The sequence below is a fragment of the Micrococcus sp. 63XJN7_8_ISO-PGPR-S23-253 genome, assembly GCF_056173425.1.
Genome location: NZ_CM149673.1, coordinates 879,790 through 895,510 on the forward strand (window position 1 = coordinate 879,790; position 15,721 = coordinate 895,510).

Sequence of the window (15,721 nt, forward strand, 5' to 3'; positions counted from 1 at the left end):
GGGACGTCGTCGTCCCGGCACGCTCCCACCGTTCGTCCACCTTCGTCTCGTAGCCTGAGGGCATGAGCCTCATCCGACGTCGCCCCGCCGCCCTGTCTCTTGCCACCCTGGCCGCGCTCGCGCTGGCCGCATCCGGCTGCGCGGTCGACGACGGCGAGACCCGGGCCGCGCTGCAGAGCGCGGAGGACCGGCTCGCCCAGGCCGAGGACCGGATCAGCGAGCTGGAGGCGGACGCCTCGGACCGCGTGGACCTGGGGCAGCTGCGCCAGGAGGCCGAGGGCGCCCTCGAGGAGGCGGACCAGCGCGCCGCCGAGGTCGTCGAGGACCTGACGCGATCCCTGCCCTCCGGTTCGGACATCGTCGACATCGAGGCCCTCCGGGAGGACGGGAAGGTGGTCATCGAGTACGGCCAGTCCCTGCTCGAGGCCGATCCCCAGGTTCTCGAGGACACGATGCGGGAGGCGGCGGACCGGGCGCGCGACGCCATCCCGGACCTGGAAGACGTCGAATTCCGCGTGGGAGACCGGACCTTCACGTACTGATCCTGCGACGGGGCTCCGTGCGGCCCCCGACACGCCCCTGCGACGCGCCCGGAACGGCGGATCGGAGCGGCTCAAGGTGTTACACTTCTCACGTGCGCGACTGCACCCTCAGTCATGAGAGGGTTCGTGCAGACCGCCAGGCCCACCGGTACGCCGGGGCCGCGGTCGCTGGGGGACTCTCGGTCGGGTGGCCCTCGGTCAAGGGATGAGGGGTTCACGTCTGTGAAGAGGACGTGGGCCCCTTGTTCACGTTTCGGGGGTGTCGCGCGGTTTGCCCCTGACGACGACGACCTAGTTGTAGGAGGGCATGACGTTGTTGACACGCACCGGGGCCAACGAGGCCGGTGGAGCATCTCCGCAGGAGGTATGAGGCCGATGGTAGTTGTAGTGATTCACCCACACCTGAAGGGCCTCACGCCGAGCCCGCTCTGAGGTGTAGGGGCGGGCGTAGATGACCTCATCGACCATCAGCCGGTTGTACCTCTCCACCTTCCCGTTATGGCGCGGGGTGTAGGGCCGGATCCGGTGATGCCGGCCCCCGAGAGAGACCACCTTCGCGGTGAAGTCCACGGCCCGGTAGTTGTTCCCGTTGTCCGTGACCACCCGGTCCGCGGTGATGCCGTGAGCGGCGAAGAACGCGCGGGCCCGGCAGTAGAACCCGATCGTGGTCACCGCCCGCTCATCCTCCAGCGCCTCCGTGTACGCCAGGCGGGTGAACCCGTCGATCGCCGAGTGCAGGTAGGTGTAGCCGACCCGCTGGCCAGACCCCCGCTTGGAAGCACGCCCTGCCTCACTGTCTCTTCCGTGGGCGCGCCAGCCTCCCCCTTCAGGGATGCGTCCGATCTTCTTCACGTCCAGGTGCACCATGTGCCCTGGCCCCCTCGCGGTGATCCTCCGGGCCGGCTGCCGGCGGAGGTCTTCTCCGGCTGGGGTCAGGTCCCGTAGGCGGGAGATCCCGGCCCGGTGCAGCCACCGCCCCACGGTGCGAAGACACACCTGGTGGCCCTCGCCGACCAGATGGTGATGGATGCGCCGGGCGGACCACTTCTCGGCCCGGCGCAGGGCCTCCAGCTCGGCCACGATCGCGGGGTCGAGCCGGGCAGGTGAGCGATGGGGCCGGCTCGACCGGTCTTGCAGTCCTGCCTCGCCTTCGGCACGGTAGCGGGCGACCCAGGTGGCCACCGTGGGCCGACTGACGCGGAACTCCGCGGCCACGTGGGACTGCGGGATCCCGTCGTTCAGGTGGCGGTGGACCATGCGCAGCCGGCCGGTGGGGGTCAGAGGTGCGTTAGCGTGAGTCACGAGCGGGCTTCCTTCCGCGGATGAGTGGATGTCGCAATTCCCATCCTGCGGGGCGGAGCCCGCTCGTCTCATCTCAGCCCGTGCCTCGTGTCAAGAACCTCATGACCCACAACACCTAGCAGGCCCGCTCCCGATTCGCGTCCGGCGGTGCGGGTGGGGTATGCTCGTCGGGTGCTGAAGCGCGAATGACCGCGATTCGCCACGGGCTATGGCGCAGCTTGGTAGCGCGCTTGACTGGGGGTCAAGAGGTCGTGGGTTCAAATCCCGCTAGCCCGACCACATCGACGAAGCCGGAGTCCTGCAGTGCGGGGCTCCGGCTTCGTCGTACCCGGGCCGTGGCGCAGCTTGGTAGCGCGTCTGGCCGGAGGTCAGGGGGTCGCAGATTCAAATCCTGTCAGCCCGACAGAAAAGCCCTGATGAGACGCAAGTTTCATCAGGGCTTCATCGTTTCTGCTGGCGGGTTTTTTGTTGGTCCTTCTCTGGTCCCCCTGGCCGATCTCGAGCTGGCGCTTGGGCGCCGGGGATCGGGTCGAAATGGGCTGGCCTGTGAATAAGGGGACCGAAAGGGGACCAGAATCGTTCCGAGGATCGTTTCCGCCTCTCACAGCCGTCGCGTCGACGACCCTGTGCGGCCGTTCTGGCGCCTCCGCCCCGACGGTGAGAGGAACGCATTCGCCTGCTCCGCAGCGGACGCAAGATGTCGGTCGTCGGGGTGGAAATACCCGCGGGTGGTCTCCATCGAGGCGTGCCCGAGAATCTCTTGGAGCACGTGCAGTGGGACGCCGGCGTCGGCCATCCACGTTGCACCCGTGTGGCGGAGCCCGTGACGGGCGAGATCGGGCAGGCCGAGGTTCGCGACGATCTTGTCCCAGTTCGTCGCATCCCGCACCGTCGCTGTCGTCAGCACCCCGCCGCGTGGGCCACGCAGGAGCGGATCGTCGGGCTTCTGGCCGGTGGTGAGGCGTTCGAGGATGGGTTCGAGAGCGTCGAGGATCGGCACGAAGCGCGCGGCGTCCCTTGGTCTGCTTGATGACCCGGCCACCCTTGTCGGGATAGTGCTGGCGTTCGATCTTCACGACCCGGTTGCGCCAGTCGACGTCCCCGACGCGCAGGTCGGCGACCTCGGAGCCTCGGGCCGCCAGGAGCGCGGAGAGCATGACGTGGTCGGAGTAGGACTGGTGCACCTGCCCGCAGGCGTCGGCGAGCGTCCGCAGGGTGGCGAGGTCGGGGATCGCGTGGGCGCGCAGCGCGCCGGCGGTCTGAGTGACGTGTTTTCCGAGGTTGCGGCGGGCACGGTGCTTGGCGGTGTTGGCGGTGATGATGTCGTCGCGGACCGCCTCGTCCAGGACACGCACGAGCGGGGCGATGGAGTTCTTGATCGTGGAGGCCGAGTGCTCGGTCTCCCACTGGTCGTTGGTGCGGTCGATCATCCCGGCGGTGATCTTGACGACCTGGATGTGCCCGAGTGCGGGCAGCACCCGCAGCCGCAGACCGATGTCGTAGTTCTCGGCCGTGGAGGTCGGGTCCAGGCCACGCTTCCACCGGTCGCCGATCGAGGCAGCGTAGGCGGCGAGGGTGACGGCGGTGTTGGTGCCGGTCTCGGTGGCCTTGCGCATCTGGTCGAAGAACTCCTCGACCTCCTCAGCGGTGCGTACGTGGCTGACCCGTCCGACGCGCTTCTTGGTCAACGGGTCGGTCCACCGCACGCGTGCGCGGAACCCGTCGACGCGGCGTTCGACATCGGTGGTCAGCCGCACCCCGACCGGTGGGCCACTCTTGTCCGCGCCGCCGGCCTCACGTCGGAGAAGGCCGAAGCAGTCGTGGAGTCGGAGACCTTCGGTGCGCTCACCGCCGAGTTGCGCAGGGCGGAGGCCAACCTCCACGACCTGGACCGGTTGTTCCCGCGCCTGGTCGCCGCGCGCGACCTCGCAGACGCTGACGACCTCGCCTCGGTCCTGCACCACCGGCTCGCCCGCGCCACCGCCCGCCCGGTCGGGTCCGGGCGCACCCGCAAGAGCCCCAGCCTGATCGCGGGGCTCATCCCGCCTGCCCAGGGCGAGATGGGCGACAACATGCGCCACGCCCTCGATGAGCAGCGTGAGCTGATCGAGCAGCGAGCCGATGCCGTACTCGACACCGCTCTCGACCAGGGCGCCGCCTGGACCATACCCCTTGGGACACCGCCGCGGACGGCGGCACAGCGGCGGGCATGGCGCCAGCAGGCCAGGACGGTCGCAGCCTACCGCGACCGATACGGCATCACCGACGACACACCCCTGGGTGCCCTGCCCGCATCGACCGCGCAGAAGATCGATGCCGCCCGCGCGAAGACCGCCCTCGACCAGGCCAGCCGAATCATCAACAGCGCGGAGGAGCCCACGACGCGTCGCACGCAGGAGCGGGACCCGCTCAGTCTGTAATCACATGAACCTGAAGCAGGCTTGGCCGATCCACAAGACCCGCACCACGCAGGTCCAGCCTCTGAGCGACCGTCTCGATCACAGGCCCGTCACGGCGCCGTCGATCGAGACGGGGGCTGGGTCGGGTTCGTTCACATAGACCTGCGGCGGGGTCCAGGTGGCCCGTAGCCGTCGCGCGCCCTGATGGGAGGGGCCGAGCGCGAACGAGTCGATCCTGGACGCGGCCTGGTCAGTGATCAGCTTCTCGGCGAACAGCAGTCGCGCCACCGGCCGTAGGACGCTGTCGTCCAGGCCCAGTCCCCGCAGCGGTGCCAGTGGATCGATCGGCCGCGCCATCCACCCCATCTGCTGACCCAGCAGCGAGGCGCCGAACAGTCCGTCGGACAATGCCTGCTGCCCGACCTCGTCGGCCGAAACTCCGTTGATGGATGCGCGCATGTTCGAGCCCCGCTGCTCCTGGGTGACCAACGTCAGCCGCTCCTCATGACCGATCGTCGAGACGGTCCTGGTCGACAGCTCCACGATCTGCACCGGCAGCGCCGTGTGAGGGGAGGCGAACGGGACACCGCCGGCCCGGTTGTCCCGCAGCCGCACCAGCTCGGCATGGACTGCGTCGCTGCGCACTGCCGCGGTGAGCGAGATCGTCTTGCCGTCGTTGGTGATCTCGCGCGCACGAAACAGCGTCCGGCCCACCCGCACCCACGGGGCCAGCTCCTCGGCCGCCAACTCCTCCAGACGACGCCGCACCCGCCGACCGAGGTCTTCCGGGGCACTCCACGGGCTCGTCGTGTACAGGTTGCGGGCACCCTGGATCAAATCGCGCTGCGCACCGTCCATCTCCCCGCCGGTTTCGCCGTGCACGAACAGGCACAGCCGCAGACCGTTACGCTCGGCCTCCAAGAACTCCGCATGCGTGGCCGAGTACCCGTCGGGCATTCGCACGCCGTAACGCGAACCCCACATGCCCACGTAGACCTCGGAGCTGCGAACCCCGGAGAGGTAGGCCTGCTCGGCCGAGATGTCCTGCGCTCCGAGATCCTCGAACATCACCGCCGTCGCCCCGACCGACTCGATCGCTGCCCGCACCGCGGCCCGTTCGTCGGGCATGTCGGTGATCAGGCTGGACACGAACACTCGCCGCCCGCTCGCCCACGCCCGCACATCCTCGCCGGTGGCAGCCAGGGAGGCCGAGCGCTGGTCGATCAGCAATGACGCATCATCCATGCCTCAAGTCCACCACGGACACGCCCAGACGCGAAGCGCACACGCGAGCCGCACTCCCAGCGAGGGCGGGCGCCAGGTCACCTTCGACTCTTCCCGGTGTCTGCGCGGCGTCGTAAAGTAGTTTCTGAGGCGGCCTCTTATGCGGCGCTGTTGCTCCTTGCGACGGTATGACCTTCCCGGGAATGGGCGGTCCTTTCAGGTTCTTGTCGCCGAACCCTTGAAGAGGTCTGTCCATGTTCCGACGTATCTGGGCTCTCAGCGTCCACGCCCGCTACTTCCTGCGCCGCTTCATGCCCACCAACATCCTGCTCGACGCCATCCGCACCCGCCGCGGACTGCACTGGGGCCTGCCGGCGATGCTGCTGGCCATCCCGTACCTGTACGCCGCGAACCTCTGCGTGCAGCTCATCGAGGGCGGCGGTCCTGGTTGGCTGCACCTGCTCGTGCTGCTGTTCATCTACAGCGCGATGAAGTTTGCCATCATGGGGCCGGTCAGCCTCGTCCTCCTGCTCCGTGCCCGCCTTCGCGAGCACGCCGCATGCCGCCGCGAGCAGCGTGCCGACCACCGGCCCATGGTCGCCGCGTAGAAGGGTGAGGTGCGTGATGGGCGCGTACGTGAAGAAGACCGCCCGGCGCCGCTACGACGAACGACAGTTCACCGTCCGCGCGGTGCACCGTGACCCGCCCGACCTGCACAAGCTTTGCGAAGCCCTGATCCGCCTCACCCTGCAAGAGGTCAGCCAGGCACGGGGACACCGCGGCGACCAGGAGGCTCTCGATGCCTATCGGGCTTCCTCGCTCCCTGACGCGAGGAGCAGTGAGCCGCCCCCTTCATTCGGTCCGGACGTTCTGTGAGTCGTCGGTTTCCATTTGATGGGTGCACTGCCGAGCGTACTCGGCTGGGGTTAGGTAGCCGAGCGAGGAGTGCCGGCGGTGGTGGTTGTACTCGTCCTTCCAGTCGCCGATGATGACCTGTGCGTGCAGCAGCGAGTAGAAGCTGTTGATGTTGAGGCACTCGTCGCGGATCCGGCTGTTGAACGACTCGACGTACCCGTTGCGCCACGGCGAGCCCGGAGGGATGTAGGACAGGCCGGTGCGGGTGCCGGCCCAGTCGGCCATCGCCTCGCTGATGAACTCCGGCCCGTTGTCCGACCTGAGCACCGCCGGGGCGCCCCGGGAGGCGACGAGGTCCTCGAGGTGGGCGGTGAGTCGGTCGGCGGCAATCGAGCGCTCCACGAGCCCGCCGATGCACTCCCGGGTGTGTTCGTCGACGATCGAGCAGATCTTGATCGGTCGTCCGTGCTCGTCGGCGTCGAACTGGAAGTCCACCGCCCACACCACGTTCGGCGCGTCCGCCGTCGGCGCGTCGACGGTCGAGGACCCGACGCGCGTGCGTCGACGCCGCTGCGGGACCCGGAGCCCTTCGTCACGCCACAGGCGTTGGATCTTCTTGTGGTTCACCACCCACCCCTCGGCGCGGGCGTCGTGATACGCCCGCCGATACCCGTAGCGGGGATGGTCCTTCGCCCAGGCGCGCAGCCACTCCCTGAGCGCCCGATCCGGGTCCGCGACCGTGTCGCCCTTGAGCGGTCGCCGGTACGCGGAGCGGCTCAGCCCGACCAGACGGCACGCCATCCGTTCGCTCACCCGCAACTTGCCCTTGAGGTGATCGACGGCGGCGCGGCGCCTGTCCGGGCTTAGAAGTTTCCCTCAGCCAGCTCCTTGAGCGCGGCCTTCTCCAGCTCCGCTTCCGCGAGCAGACGCTTCAGGGTCGCGTTCTGCTTCTCCAGCTCCTTCAGGCGCTTTGCGTCGTCGGCCTTGAGGCCGCCGTACTGGTTCCGCCACCGGTAGTACGTCTGCTCGGACACCCCGAGCTCCCGGCACACCGCCGCGACGTCCTGACCATCGGCGAGCATCCTGTCGGCCTGCCCGAGCTTACGGACGACCTGCTCGGGGGTGTGACGCTTCCTGCTGTTCGTCATGATCTGACCAGTCTCCCTGCCCGCGACCGCGGGCAACAGGACGACTCTCATAACGACTGGACCTACGAAACGGGGTCAGCCCACTACCGCCCCTGACCTGGGTTTTTCTGTTTCAGCCGCTTGCTATGGGCATCACGTTTTGCAGCGTTTGCAGGCTGTTGGTCACTTGATTGGTCCACTTCGGTTGTCCGCGTCACGGCGACGTCGGCGCACTCTCAACCTGCGGCCTTTCGGATGTTGCAGATCAGGTGCGCGAGGACCGAGTTGCTGCGCGTGTGGTCCCCACCCTTCGACAGAGGAACGACGTGGTCCAGGCTCGCGCTCATGGCATCGGGGTATAGCACTTGTGGATCGACCTTCCCTCCACAGATGCCGCAAGTCCAAGCGTCTCGTTCGTACACCTCCGCTGGATCAAACCGCTCGATGGTAGCTTCTGAACGGGCTCGGCGCTCGTGCTTTGCCGCATTGCTGCTTATTCGGCGGCGACGATCCATCTCCGCTCGGTAGCGCGGAGAGTGCATCGGCTTGGGGTAGGCCGGTGCGTCGACGGGGACGGCGGCGTAGCACTCCCAGAAGAAGTAGTCCACGCCGTCGGGTTGTAGATCCGTGATCCGCTCGCGGCGCCATTGGCACAGGACGCCTTTGATGTCGAAGGAGTGGCCGAATAGCTGACCCTCAAGGCGTTCGCCTCCTGGACCGTGCGGTCCGATCACGAGGGAGGAGTAGTAGCCATCATCAGTCGCCCCTGCTACGAACATGTCACCGCTCTCGGCAACGGCTACGACGATGCGCGAGGTGAAGTAGCCGTCGGGCATGTCCTGGACGAGGTACTGGGTCAAGATGCCGTAGCGCTCGACCACATCGCCTGGATGCGGCCCGTACCCCTCCCACTCGATAGGCAGTTCGGGCGAGTTCGCATCCGGGAGGGTGCGGAAGAGACGAGGGCCGCTGGTTCGTGGATTCGGTCGCGGCCCGGTGGTTTCGACCGCCGCCGCCGCTCGTTCGGCGTTGATGCTCGCGCTTCCGCGACCGTAGCGGCGACGCAGGAGGTTGTTGCATCGTCCGGAGCACACGTGTCGGTCTCGTTGCACCCAGTGGGCGCTCGCCAGCACTGGCTTGCCACAAATCACGCAGGGCTCTCCGCCCTTGGCTCGGCCATCTGGATGTTTCAGTGCCTCATCCATGACGCGGAAGTGAGCGTCTCGATCTGCCATGAGAGTCTGTCTCTGCGTCGGTGATGACGGTCGAGTCGCGTCTACTGCGCGAATCTGAAGTCTCGATAGGTACTTCTCACGTTGAAGCGGCGTCCTTGCTTCCGGCGTTCCAGGAAGCCCGTGATCGTCTCGATGTCGTTGGGCCGCATCTTCAGCTCACGGCACCTGGCTCGAACTTGCTCAACGGTGATGGGGGCCCATCGTTCCGGGCAGTTCATCATGTCCGCCTTGAGCTTGTCTTGTTCGTTCCACTTTAGACCCGAGTCGTATCCAGCTGCCCAAGCGGCAATGTGCTCCAGGATCTCCCCGACGCCGTTCGGCAACGGCTCGGCCGATTCCACGAGTGCCGGCTGAGGTGCGGGCTGCACAGTCTCACCGGGCAGAAGTCGCACTGGGTTCGCATCCTCGATCCACGTCGCAGTCTCGGCCCGCCCCCACTCGATGACGACAAGCGCATCTGCGTCGGCGCCCCAAAGATCGTTGAGGTGCTTCCGATTCGGCCAGGCATAGAGCACACGGTGATTCGCGAGCGAGCCCGTGAACAAACCGCGCCAGGTGAGTTGTATGACTCCTGGACGGGCAGCAAGGCGCCTGAGGATGTCGCTGTCGAACTGCTTCTGCGGCGTTACGACAACGATAGAACCGCCACGCTGTTCCAGAAGCCACTGGACGGCGCGGGCGTTCTGAGACTCACGCGAGTCTTGCTCGCCCAGTTGCGACACTGCAACCGGAAAGAGGTACTCCGTCGATGACATGCCGCCACTCCTTGCTTTAGAGCCTTGTCACTCACCATGGCGTGATATGAGGACCCGCTGGTCAGGCTGCCGCGTCCGTCCCCTCGGCGTAGGACAGTGCTCCTGCCGCCCAGGTACGAATGTAGTCTTCGTGCAGCTCGTACTCCTGCTTGTCGTACCTTCCGCTGACCTTCGAGAGTGCCATCAGCTCGGTCAGTCGAAGTCGGTCGATCACGACTCCGTAGTCGTTCTCACGAAGTCGGGCCTTTTCCGAAGCGACGGTACGAAAGTCCAGCTTCTTCTCCTCGGACTGCTCATGGTGCTGCGGGAACGGTACGAAGAGCATCTCGATGTGCTTGTGCGACGGCGCCTTGTCGAACCAGGGAAGAAAATGGCCATCGATAAAGGACTTGATGGGCTTAGCGGTCCAGTTCCGGCCGGAAGCCACTTGCCCGTACGCGACGATCGAGGCTGCCTGTCCATCGAGGAATGCACGCCACGCGACGATGTCTACGGTGCCGTCGGCAGCATTGGCAGAGAGACCCAAGGGCCGCTCTTCCGGCGCCACTGCGGTGCCCATTGAGGACGCGAGGTCCTGGATCGCTTTGAGCATCCCCGAGCCATCGGGCCGTGGGGAACCGAACCAGTACGCGCGGCCGCCCAGCACCTCGGCTGCTGTCAGATACGACTCGACCTGTAGCGCTCTCGCGCTTGACTTGAACACCTCGTGGTCGCTCTTCGTCGGCAGCAGCTCGGAGTGGATCGCAGAGATTAGGAGGCAGCAGATGTAACAGTCGTGTGCTGCGACCTCGGCGTCGCTCTCCGCTGCCCGACGCCGGAGGGCCCACTTGCCGTACTCCGACACAAGCTCGAATGGATACCGAGCGCCGAGGACTCGCTCGCGGTAGGCGAGTTCCTCATAGACACGCTCGGAAAGCTCGTCGTTCTCTGGCTCCAGAATCTCCTCGTCGACCAGCTCAGCGTCGATGTCAGTCAGGAGGCTGCCATGGTCGGGTTCCCGTTGAACGGTCTGGCTTCGGATCAGGCTCTGTTCATTCGCGACGGATGCATCCAGCAGGGCATGCAGTTCCACCCAGTCGGCCGCGACGCTCCTCGTTGAGCGTTCCAAAGGCGCATTAACTCTCATCGGAAGAGCGGCCTCCGTGGTGTGCCTCTTTCATCGCGTTGACCACGATGGTCACCACGCGAAGGGTTGCTTCCGCGTCGTCTACCAGATCGGACTTCGGGTCGTAGCGAGCGATGATCCGGGAGACGTCTTCGGCGGAGGTGGCGAGCTGGTAGAACGCCTTCTCGAACGCCTTTGCCTTGTCTTCTACGACGTCGAAGGCGCGGTCGAGGTCACGGTTGGATTCGAGCACTCGGATTGCCCGCTCGCTGCCGAGTACGTTGATGAGTCTTCCGAGATCGGGGTTCTGGCTCCTGATCAGCGATGGTTCGTCTTCCTGACCATAGAGCCACGACAGGAGGTCACGTAGACGCGCTCGGTGCGATGCTGGCACTGGTGTGGGTGGAAGCACTGAGTTATCGCTCTCAGGTAGTCCTAGGAACTGGCGGACGTTAGCTGTCGAGAGCGCGGTGTAGAGGTGGGAGAAGTAGAACGACTTCTTAGAACGGAGTTCGCGGTCAAAGAGCTTGGTGTTCTCCGCTTGCTCTAGCACGACGACGCCGTTGACGAGTCTGCTGACGGTGTTGTGTCCGTCGCCCAGCCTGCGGCTGACTTCGTCGATGTCGTCTCCGTCTTGGAGCCATGAATGCGCGAATCGCGCCTTCGCGTAGGAGTCCCATTTGAAGGCGCCGTTGACGTGCTTGAAGCCGATGAAGTCGCGTGCTTCTTTGCGGCTATCGACGTAATTGACCTGGATCTCGGTCGGTACGGCGTTGGCGTGTAGGGGCTGCGGCAGCGTTACTTTGAACTGCTGCTGGAGGCGGGGGCTCGCGATGATGCGCAAGGCCGCGAGGCGCCGGTTGCCCTCGACGACGGTCCGTGTTGATTCCTCGACGATGAGAGGCTCGAAGTCGAGCCACCCTGAGTTGCCGATGGACTGGATCAGCTCGCCCAGGTCGGCCTGTGCGTAGAGGTAGGCGATTGCCGCTTCCTCGTTGGTGAACCTCGCGTCAGGGATGCGCGGGTTCGCGAGGTCGAGAGAGAGCGTGTCGGGTGATGCCTTGTCCAGCCGCGCCATCAGCGTGCTCCTTCTGTAGCGGCGTCTGCCAGCTGGACGAGGCCGACATGGGCAGACTCGATCTCCTCGGGAATAGAGAGTTCCGCCGAGAACACCATGATTTCGCTGGCTTTCATCACGCGGTGAGCCGAGTAGTTCAGCGCGAAGAGTCTCCTGCGCAGATCTGAGTAGAGTTCTGCGACCTGCGGCACGTTATCGTAGGTGAGAATCCATTTTGCCCGCTGAACACCTTTGAGGCAGTTGGCGAGAGCGCGGTGGTCGGAGTCTTGGAAGGCGTTTAGATAGAGCGATCCTGCCTTCTCGAAGTAGGGCGGATCGGCGTAGATGAAGGCGTCATCGCGGTCCGAGTACCGCTCGATGACACGCAGACCATCCTCGTTGGTCACGGCTATGCGGTCCGCGTGCAGCGCGATCAGGCGGATGCGCTCGGCCAGGCCTTCGCGGTTGAAGCGAGCGTCGATCTTGTAGTTGCCCGTCTGGTCCTTCCCGCCGATGGGTCCGCCGTTGAGGACGCCTGAGCGGTTGGTTCGATTGAGATAGAACGTTGCGAACCCGAGCGGGAGGTGGTTGTCGCGGGCGGAGGTCAGATAGACCTCGCGCTGTCTTTCCCACTCATCGACGGAGAGTTCGACGCTATTGACTAGCGCGGTGAACTCGTCGGGCTGGGTGACGACTGCGTTCCAGAACGCGAACACGGCAGGATCAAGGTCGTTGATCGCAATCCGCTCGACCTGACCGGAGACGAGCAGGGCGAGGGCCGCGCCTGCACCCCCTGCGTAGGGTTCGACGTACACGCTTGAGGTGAGGTTGTTCTCTCGGATGATGGTCCGCAGGCGTGAGTAGAGCAGGCCTTTGCCGCCGGGGTAACGCAGCGGTGAGATGGTCACTCGTTTACGTGCAGATGTTGCTGTTTGGGTCATGGTTTGAGGACCGCCTTCATGACTCCTTCGATGGTCGCCCAGCATTCACGAACGTCGTCGGGTGTAGCAAAACTATGATGGTTGTGGTTGGTGGCATCGAGCTGTGCTTTGGAGCCCACGAATCCGTAACGTCCACCTCTGATCTTCTGAACGGGCTGGATGAATGCGGTCTGTCCGGTGGACTTGAAGTACTGTTCGAGCCAGACGAGGCAGTTCGAGAGGTACACGAAGCCTTGTTCGTTAGAGCTCGTCTTGATCTCCTCGCCGAGCACCTCGGCGTGGGCCTTGATCGTCTTTTCCAAGAAGGTCCGGAGCAAGTCAAGTGTCGCGTTTGGGAAGCGCTGGATGTTGATCGCCGACAGTTCCTTCACGATCTCGTGTATCGAAGCGGGGAACGACGTCGGGACGGTCAGGTTGTCGGTGTTGAGGTAGTTCCTCTTACGCGGAAGCGGCTTCGGCTTGTACCGTCCAGCGTCATTTGATCCGGGAGAGTCGCCATCTGCGCCGTCACGAGCCTGCGATCGCTGGCCTCGACCGTCGGAGGCCGAGTGCTGGCTGCCGTTCACCGGGGGGTTCGACGCGTCGGAGTGTGTGCTGGCCGCCTCGCCGTTGGCTGGCTCGTCGTCTCTATGCTCGTCGAGCAGATCGCGCAGGTCGTCCATGTACTCGACGTATCGGCCGCTTGAGGTCTTGTTGAGGGTACGCGTGTTGATCACGCCGTCGCGGATGTCGCTCACGATCTTTGTCGCGACTCGCTTGAACAGGCCGGCGCTTGAGACGAGGGTGACCTCTCCTGTGCCGTTCTGGATGTGGATTCCGACGAGGTCGAGGAACCTCTCGTTTTCGTAGAGGCGCGCGAGGGTCGACACCGGGAAGCGGCGTTTGCGTGCGTAGTCGCCCAATGACGGGTCGTCGTAGGTGACGTTGCGGAACAGTTCGAGAATCTTGCTCCGCGTGATGAACTTGCGGACGTCGATCGTTGGGAACTGGGCGATCAGTTCCTCCGGCGATTTGCCGGCGTCGAGCTGCGCCTGGAAGAACGCGGCCTGCCTGGCGGGACCCCACGCCACGCGTTGATTGCCGGTGTGAAGTGCTGCGACGAGTTGGTCGGCATCGTCCTGCGAAGGCGCTTTCTTGACGGTGATACGGCGGATCGCGGCGCGATCGGGCACCGACTGCGCGAGCTTTCCGATGCGTGCTTGGTGATCGGGCGCGAGATACGGGTTCTGGATAGCCTTCAGCGCGGCCACACGTCGATTTCCCTCGACCACGATCAGTTGACCGTCACGCTCCAGGACGATGGGAACTTCGTGTGTCAGCAGACCGACCTTGGCGATACCTTCGACGAGGCTCAGTGCCTTCTCGTTGGTGAACAAGTCCTGGACGATGTCGGATTCCGGGACCCCTTCGGGGATGTCGAGTCGGACGTTGCGGGGATCGAGTCGGACGTCGTTGACAACGTCGACGACCAACTCCTCCCACGTAGACATGTCGATCATGACGCCCTCCGCTCAGCGAGAGCGTCTCGATTGGTAAGGGACGTGCGGACGGTCTCGCGTGCTGTCACTCAGTTCCCCACACTCTTCGCGGTGTCCTTGCTGCCTCGGACCACTGCGAGAACGTCGCTGCGGAGGAAGCGCCAGGCCCGTCCGACTTTCTCGCCGGGCAGGGAGCCTTCGCGGGCGAGCGCGAGCACGGTCTTGGTGCTCACGCGCAACAGCGCGGCAGCCTCCTCCGTCGTGAGAACTTCGTGTTCTTCCGCCATCGTCTCGCACACTCCTCTTGCGGGCTCTAACGTCAGGCTATCAGCGACAGCCGTCAGTGACGTCGGTCCACGCGGAGTGGCGGTGCCGCCCGCGCTGCCCGTGACGGAAGGCCTGCTGGGCTGACCCCGTTTCGTAGGTCCAGTCGTTATGAGAGTCGTCCTGTTGCCCGCGGTCGCGGGCAGGGAGACTGGTCAGATCATGACGAACAGCAGGAAGCGTCACACCCCCGAGCAGGTCGTCCGTAAGCTCGGGCAGGCCGACAGGATGCTCGCCGATGGTCAGGACGTCGCGGCGGTGTGCCGGGAGCTCGGGGTGTCCGAGCAGACGTACTACCGGTGGCGGAACCAGTACGGCGGCCTCAAGGCCGACGACGCAAAGCGCCTGAAGGAGCTGGAGAAGCAGAACGCGACCCTGAAGCGTCTGCTCGCGGAAGCGGAGCTGGAGAAGGCCGCGCTCAAGGAGCTGGCTGAGGGAAACTTCTAAGCCCGGACAGGCGCCGCGCCGCCGTCGATCACCTCAAGGGCAAGTTGCGGGTGAGCGAACGGATGGCGTGCCGTCTGGTCGGGCTGAGCCGCTCCGCGTACCGGCGACCGCTCAAGGGCGACACGGTCGCGGACCCGGATCGGGCGCTCAGGGAGTGGCTGCGCGCCTGGGCGAAGGACCATCCCCGCTACGGGTATCGGCGGGCGTATCACGACGCCCGCGCCGAGGGGTGGGTGGTGAACCACAAGAAGATCCAACGCCTGTGGCGTGACGAAGGGCTCCGGGTCCCGCAGCGGCGTCGACGCAAGCGCGTCGGGTCCTCGACCGTCGACGCGCCGACGGCGGACGCGCCGAACGTGGTGTGGGCGGTGGACTTCCAGTTCGACGCCGACGAGCACGGGCGACCGATCAAGATCTACTCGATCGTCGACGAACACACCCGGGAGTGCATCGGCGGCCTCGTGGAGCGCTCGATTACCGCCGACCGACTCACCGCCCACCTCGAGGACCTCGTCGCCGCCCGGGGCGCCCCGGCGGTGCTCAGGTCGGACAACGGGCCGGAGTTCATCAGCGAGGCGATGGCCGACTGGGCCGGCACCCGCACCGGCCTGTCCTACATCCCTCCGGGCTCGCCGTGGCGCAACGGGTACGTCGAGTCGTTCAACAGCCGGATCCGCGACGAGTGCCTCAACATCAACAGCTTCTACTCGCTGCTGCACGCACAGGTCATCATCGGCGACTGGAAGGACGAGTACAACCACCACCGCCGGCACTCCTCGCTCGGCTACCTAACCCCAGCCGAGTACGCTCGGCAGTGCACCCATCAAATGGAAACCGACGACTCACAGAACGTCCGGACCGAATGAAGGGGGCGGCTCAGTAGAGCCGTCGATTCCGGCACCTGGGGGTCAAGAGGCCGTGGGTTCAAAT

Annotated in this window: 16 protein-coding genes and 1 tRNA gene; 6 read left to right on the forward strand and 11 right to left on the reverse strand. The window is 65.4% G+C overall.

What is annotated here, in order from left to right:
• The first annotated feature begins 62 nt into the window (after positions 1–62).
• Positions 63–542, forward strand: a complete 480-nt coding sequence (locus AC0VX4_RS04115) for a hypothetical protein (RefSeq protein ID WP_475464623.1) — start codon at positions 63–65, stop codon at positions 540–542.
• 291 nt (positions 543–833) lie between these two features.
• Here AC0VX4_RS04115 and AC0VX4_RS04120 read toward each other — a convergent pair whose 3' ends face one another.
• The gene (locus AC0VX4_RS04120; RefSeq protein ID WP_475464573.1) at positions 834–1,844 is read right to left on the reverse strand and encodes an IS481 family transposase; all 1,011 of its coding nucleotides are present in this window, start codon (positions 1,842–1,844) and stop codon (positions 834–836) included.
• 202 nt (positions 1,845–2,046) lie between these two features.
• On the opposite strand from AC0VX4_RS04120, the gene AC0VX4_RS04125 reads away from it, so the two are divergent.
• A tRNA-Pro gene (locus AC0VX4_RS04125) sits at positions 2,047–2,123 on the forward strand.
• 322 nt (positions 2,124–2,445) lie between these two features.
• Here the strand turns inward: AC0VX4_RS04125 and AC0VX4_RS04130 are convergent.
• On the reverse strand, positions 2,446–2,844 hold the full coding sequence (locus AC0VX4_RS04130; RefSeq protein ID WP_475464624.1) for a tyrosine-type recombinase/integrase: 399 nt from the start codon (positions 2,842–2,844) through the stop codon (positions 2,446–2,448).
• A gap of 55 nt (positions 2,845–2,899) precedes the next feature.
• Here AC0VX4_RS04130 and AC0VX4_RS04135 point away from each other — a divergent pair, with 55 nt between their 5' ends.
• Complete coding sequence (locus tag AC0VX4_RS04135) at positions 2,900–4,264, forward strand: hypothetical protein (RefSeq protein WP_475464625.1); 1,365 nt, start codon at positions 2,900–2,902, stop codon at positions 4,262–4,264.
• Positions 4,265–4,342: 78 nt separating this feature from the next.
• On the opposite strand, the gene AC0VX4_RS04140 is transcribed toward AC0VX4_RS04135, so the two are convergent.
• Positions 4,343–5,488: a DUF4062 domain-containing protein gene (locus AC0VX4_RS04140; RefSeq protein WP_475464626.1), complete on the reverse strand. Its 1,146-nt coding sequence runs from the start codon at positions 5,486–5,488 to the stop codon at positions 4,343–4,345.
• A 233-nt stretch (positions 5,489–5,721) separates the two neighbouring features.
• Between AC0VX4_RS04140 and AC0VX4_RS04145 the strand changes: the two genes are divergently transcribed.
• Positions 5,722–6,075: a sulfate permease gene (locus AC0VX4_RS04145; protein WP_475464627.1), complete on the forward strand. Its 354-nt coding sequence runs from the start codon at positions 5,722–5,724 to the stop codon at positions 6,073–6,075.
• A gap of 16 nt (positions 6,076–6,091) precedes the next feature.
• Positions 6,092–6,343 (forward strand): hypothetical protein, encoded by a 252-nt coding sequence (locus AC0VX4_RS04150; RefSeq protein WP_475464673.1) that lies wholly within the window; start codon positions 6,092–6,094, stop codon positions 6,341–6,343.
• Here AC0VX4_RS04150 and AC0VX4_RS04155 read toward each other — a convergent pair.
• From AC0VX4_RS04155 to AC0VX4_RS04190, 8 genes are all read right to left on the reverse strand, one after another.
• Positions 6,320–7,470 (reverse strand): IS3 family transposase gene (locus AC0VX4_RS04155; protein WP_475464628.1). Its coding sequence is split into 2 segments (ribosomal slippage): positions 6,320–7,200 and positions 7,200–7,470, totalling 1,152 coding nucleotides; the frame shifts between segments, so codons are not numbered across the junction. The two genes, AC0VX4_RS04150 and AC0VX4_RS04155, sit on opposite strands and share 24 nt — an antisense overlap.
• A 215-nt stretch (positions 7,471–7,685) precedes the next feature.
• Positions 7,686–8,654 carry an HNH endonuclease gene (locus tag AC0VX4_RS04160; protein WP_475464629.1) on the reverse strand — a complete coding sequence of 323 codons (969 nt, stop codon included), beginning with the start codon at positions 8,652–8,654 and terminating at the stop codon, positions 7,686–7,688.
• A gap of 71 nt (positions 8,655–8,725) precedes the next feature.
• On the reverse strand, positions 8,726–9,439 hold the full coding sequence (locus tag AC0VX4_RS04165) for a hypothetical protein (protein WP_475464630.1): 714 nt from the start codon (positions 9,437–9,439) through the stop codon (positions 8,726–8,728).
• 61 nt (positions 9,440–9,500) lie between these two features.
• On the reverse strand, positions 9,501–10,511 hold the full coding sequence (locus AC0VX4_RS04170) for a hypothetical protein (protein ID WP_475464631.1): 1,011 nt from the start codon (positions 10,509–10,511) through the stop codon (positions 9,501–9,503).
• A gap of 43 nt (positions 10,512–10,554) precedes the next feature.
• Positions 10,555–11,622: a hypothetical protein gene (locus AC0VX4_RS04175; protein WP_475464632.1), complete on the reverse strand. Its 1,068-nt coding sequence runs from the start codon at positions 11,620–11,622 to the stop codon at positions 10,555–10,557.
• Complete coding sequence (locus AC0VX4_RS04180; protein WP_475464633.1) at positions 11,622–12,542, reverse strand: DNA adenine methylase; 921 nt, start codon at positions 12,540–12,542, stop codon at positions 11,622–11,624. Before AC0VX4_RS04180 ends, AC0VX4_RS04175 begins: the two co-directional genes overlap by 1 nt.
• A complete protein-coding gene (locus tag AC0VX4_RS04185) occupies positions 12,539–14,041 on the reverse strand; it encodes a hypothetical protein (RefSeq protein WP_475464634.1) in 1,503 nt (500 codons plus the stop codon). Before AC0VX4_RS04185 ends, AC0VX4_RS04180 begins: the two co-directional genes overlap by 4 nt.
• Positions 14,042–14,109: 68 nt before the next feature.
• Positions 14,110–14,307 (reverse strand): helix-turn-helix domain-containing protein, encoded by a 198-nt coding sequence (locus AC0VX4_RS04190; RefSeq protein WP_475464635.1) that lies wholly within the window; start codon positions 14,305–14,307, stop codon positions 14,110–14,112.
• Positions 14,308–14,506: 199 nt separating this feature from the next.
• Here AC0VX4_RS04190 and AC0VX4_RS04195 point away from each other — a divergent pair.
• Positions 14,507–15,657 (forward strand): IS3 family transposase gene (locus tag AC0VX4_RS04195; RefSeq protein WP_475464636.1). Its coding sequence is split into 2 segments (ribosomal slippage): positions 14,507–14,777 and positions 14,777–15,657, totalling 1,152 coding nucleotides; the frame shifts between segments, so codons are not numbered across the junction.
• Positions 15,658–15,721 lie beyond the last annotated feature (64 nt).

Excerpts from the sequence above, each read along its gene's own strand:
- AC0VX4_RS04115 (WP_475464623.1), top strand. The coding sequence starts at position 63 with ATGAGCCTCATCCGACGTCGCCCCGCCGCCCTGTCTCTTGCCACCCTG.
- AC0VX4_RS04140 (WP_475464626.1), bottom strand. The coding sequence starts at position 5,488 with ATGGATGATGCGTCATTGCTGATCGACCAGCGCTCGGCCTCCCTGGCT.
- AC0VX4_RS04145 (WP_475464627.1), top strand. The coding sequence starts at position 5,722 with ATGTTCCGACGTATCTGGGCTCTCAGCGTCCACGCCCGCTACTTCCTG.
- AC0VX4_RS04150 (WP_475464673.1), top strand. The coding sequence starts at position 6,092 with ATGGGCGCGTACGTGAAGAAGACCGCCCGGCGCCGCTACGACGAACGA.
- AC0VX4_RS04160 (WP_475464629.1), bottom strand. The coding sequence starts at position 8,654 with ATGGATGAGGCACTGAAACATCCAGATGGCCGAGCCAAGGGCGGAGAG.
- AC0VX4_RS04165 (WP_475464630.1), bottom strand. The coding sequence starts at position 9,439 with ATGTCATCGACGGAGTACCTCTTTCCGGTTGCAGTGTCGCAACTGGGC.
- AC0VX4_RS04175 (WP_475464632.1), bottom strand. The coding sequence starts at position 11,622 with ATGGCGCGGCTGGACAAGGCATCACCCGACACGCTCTCTCTCGACCTC.
- AC0VX4_RS04180 (WP_475464633.1), bottom strand. The coding sequence starts at position 12,542 with ATGACCCAAACAGCAACATCTGCACGTAAACGAGTGACCATCTCACCG.
- AC0VX4_RS04185 (WP_475464634.1), bottom strand. The coding sequence starts at position 14,041 with ATGATCGACATGTCTACGTGGGAGGAGTTGGTCGTCGACGTTGTCAAC.
- AC0VX4_RS04190 (WP_475464635.1), bottom strand. The coding sequence starts at position 14,307 with ATGGCGGAAGAACACGAAGTTCTCACGACGGAGGAGGCTGCCGCGCTG.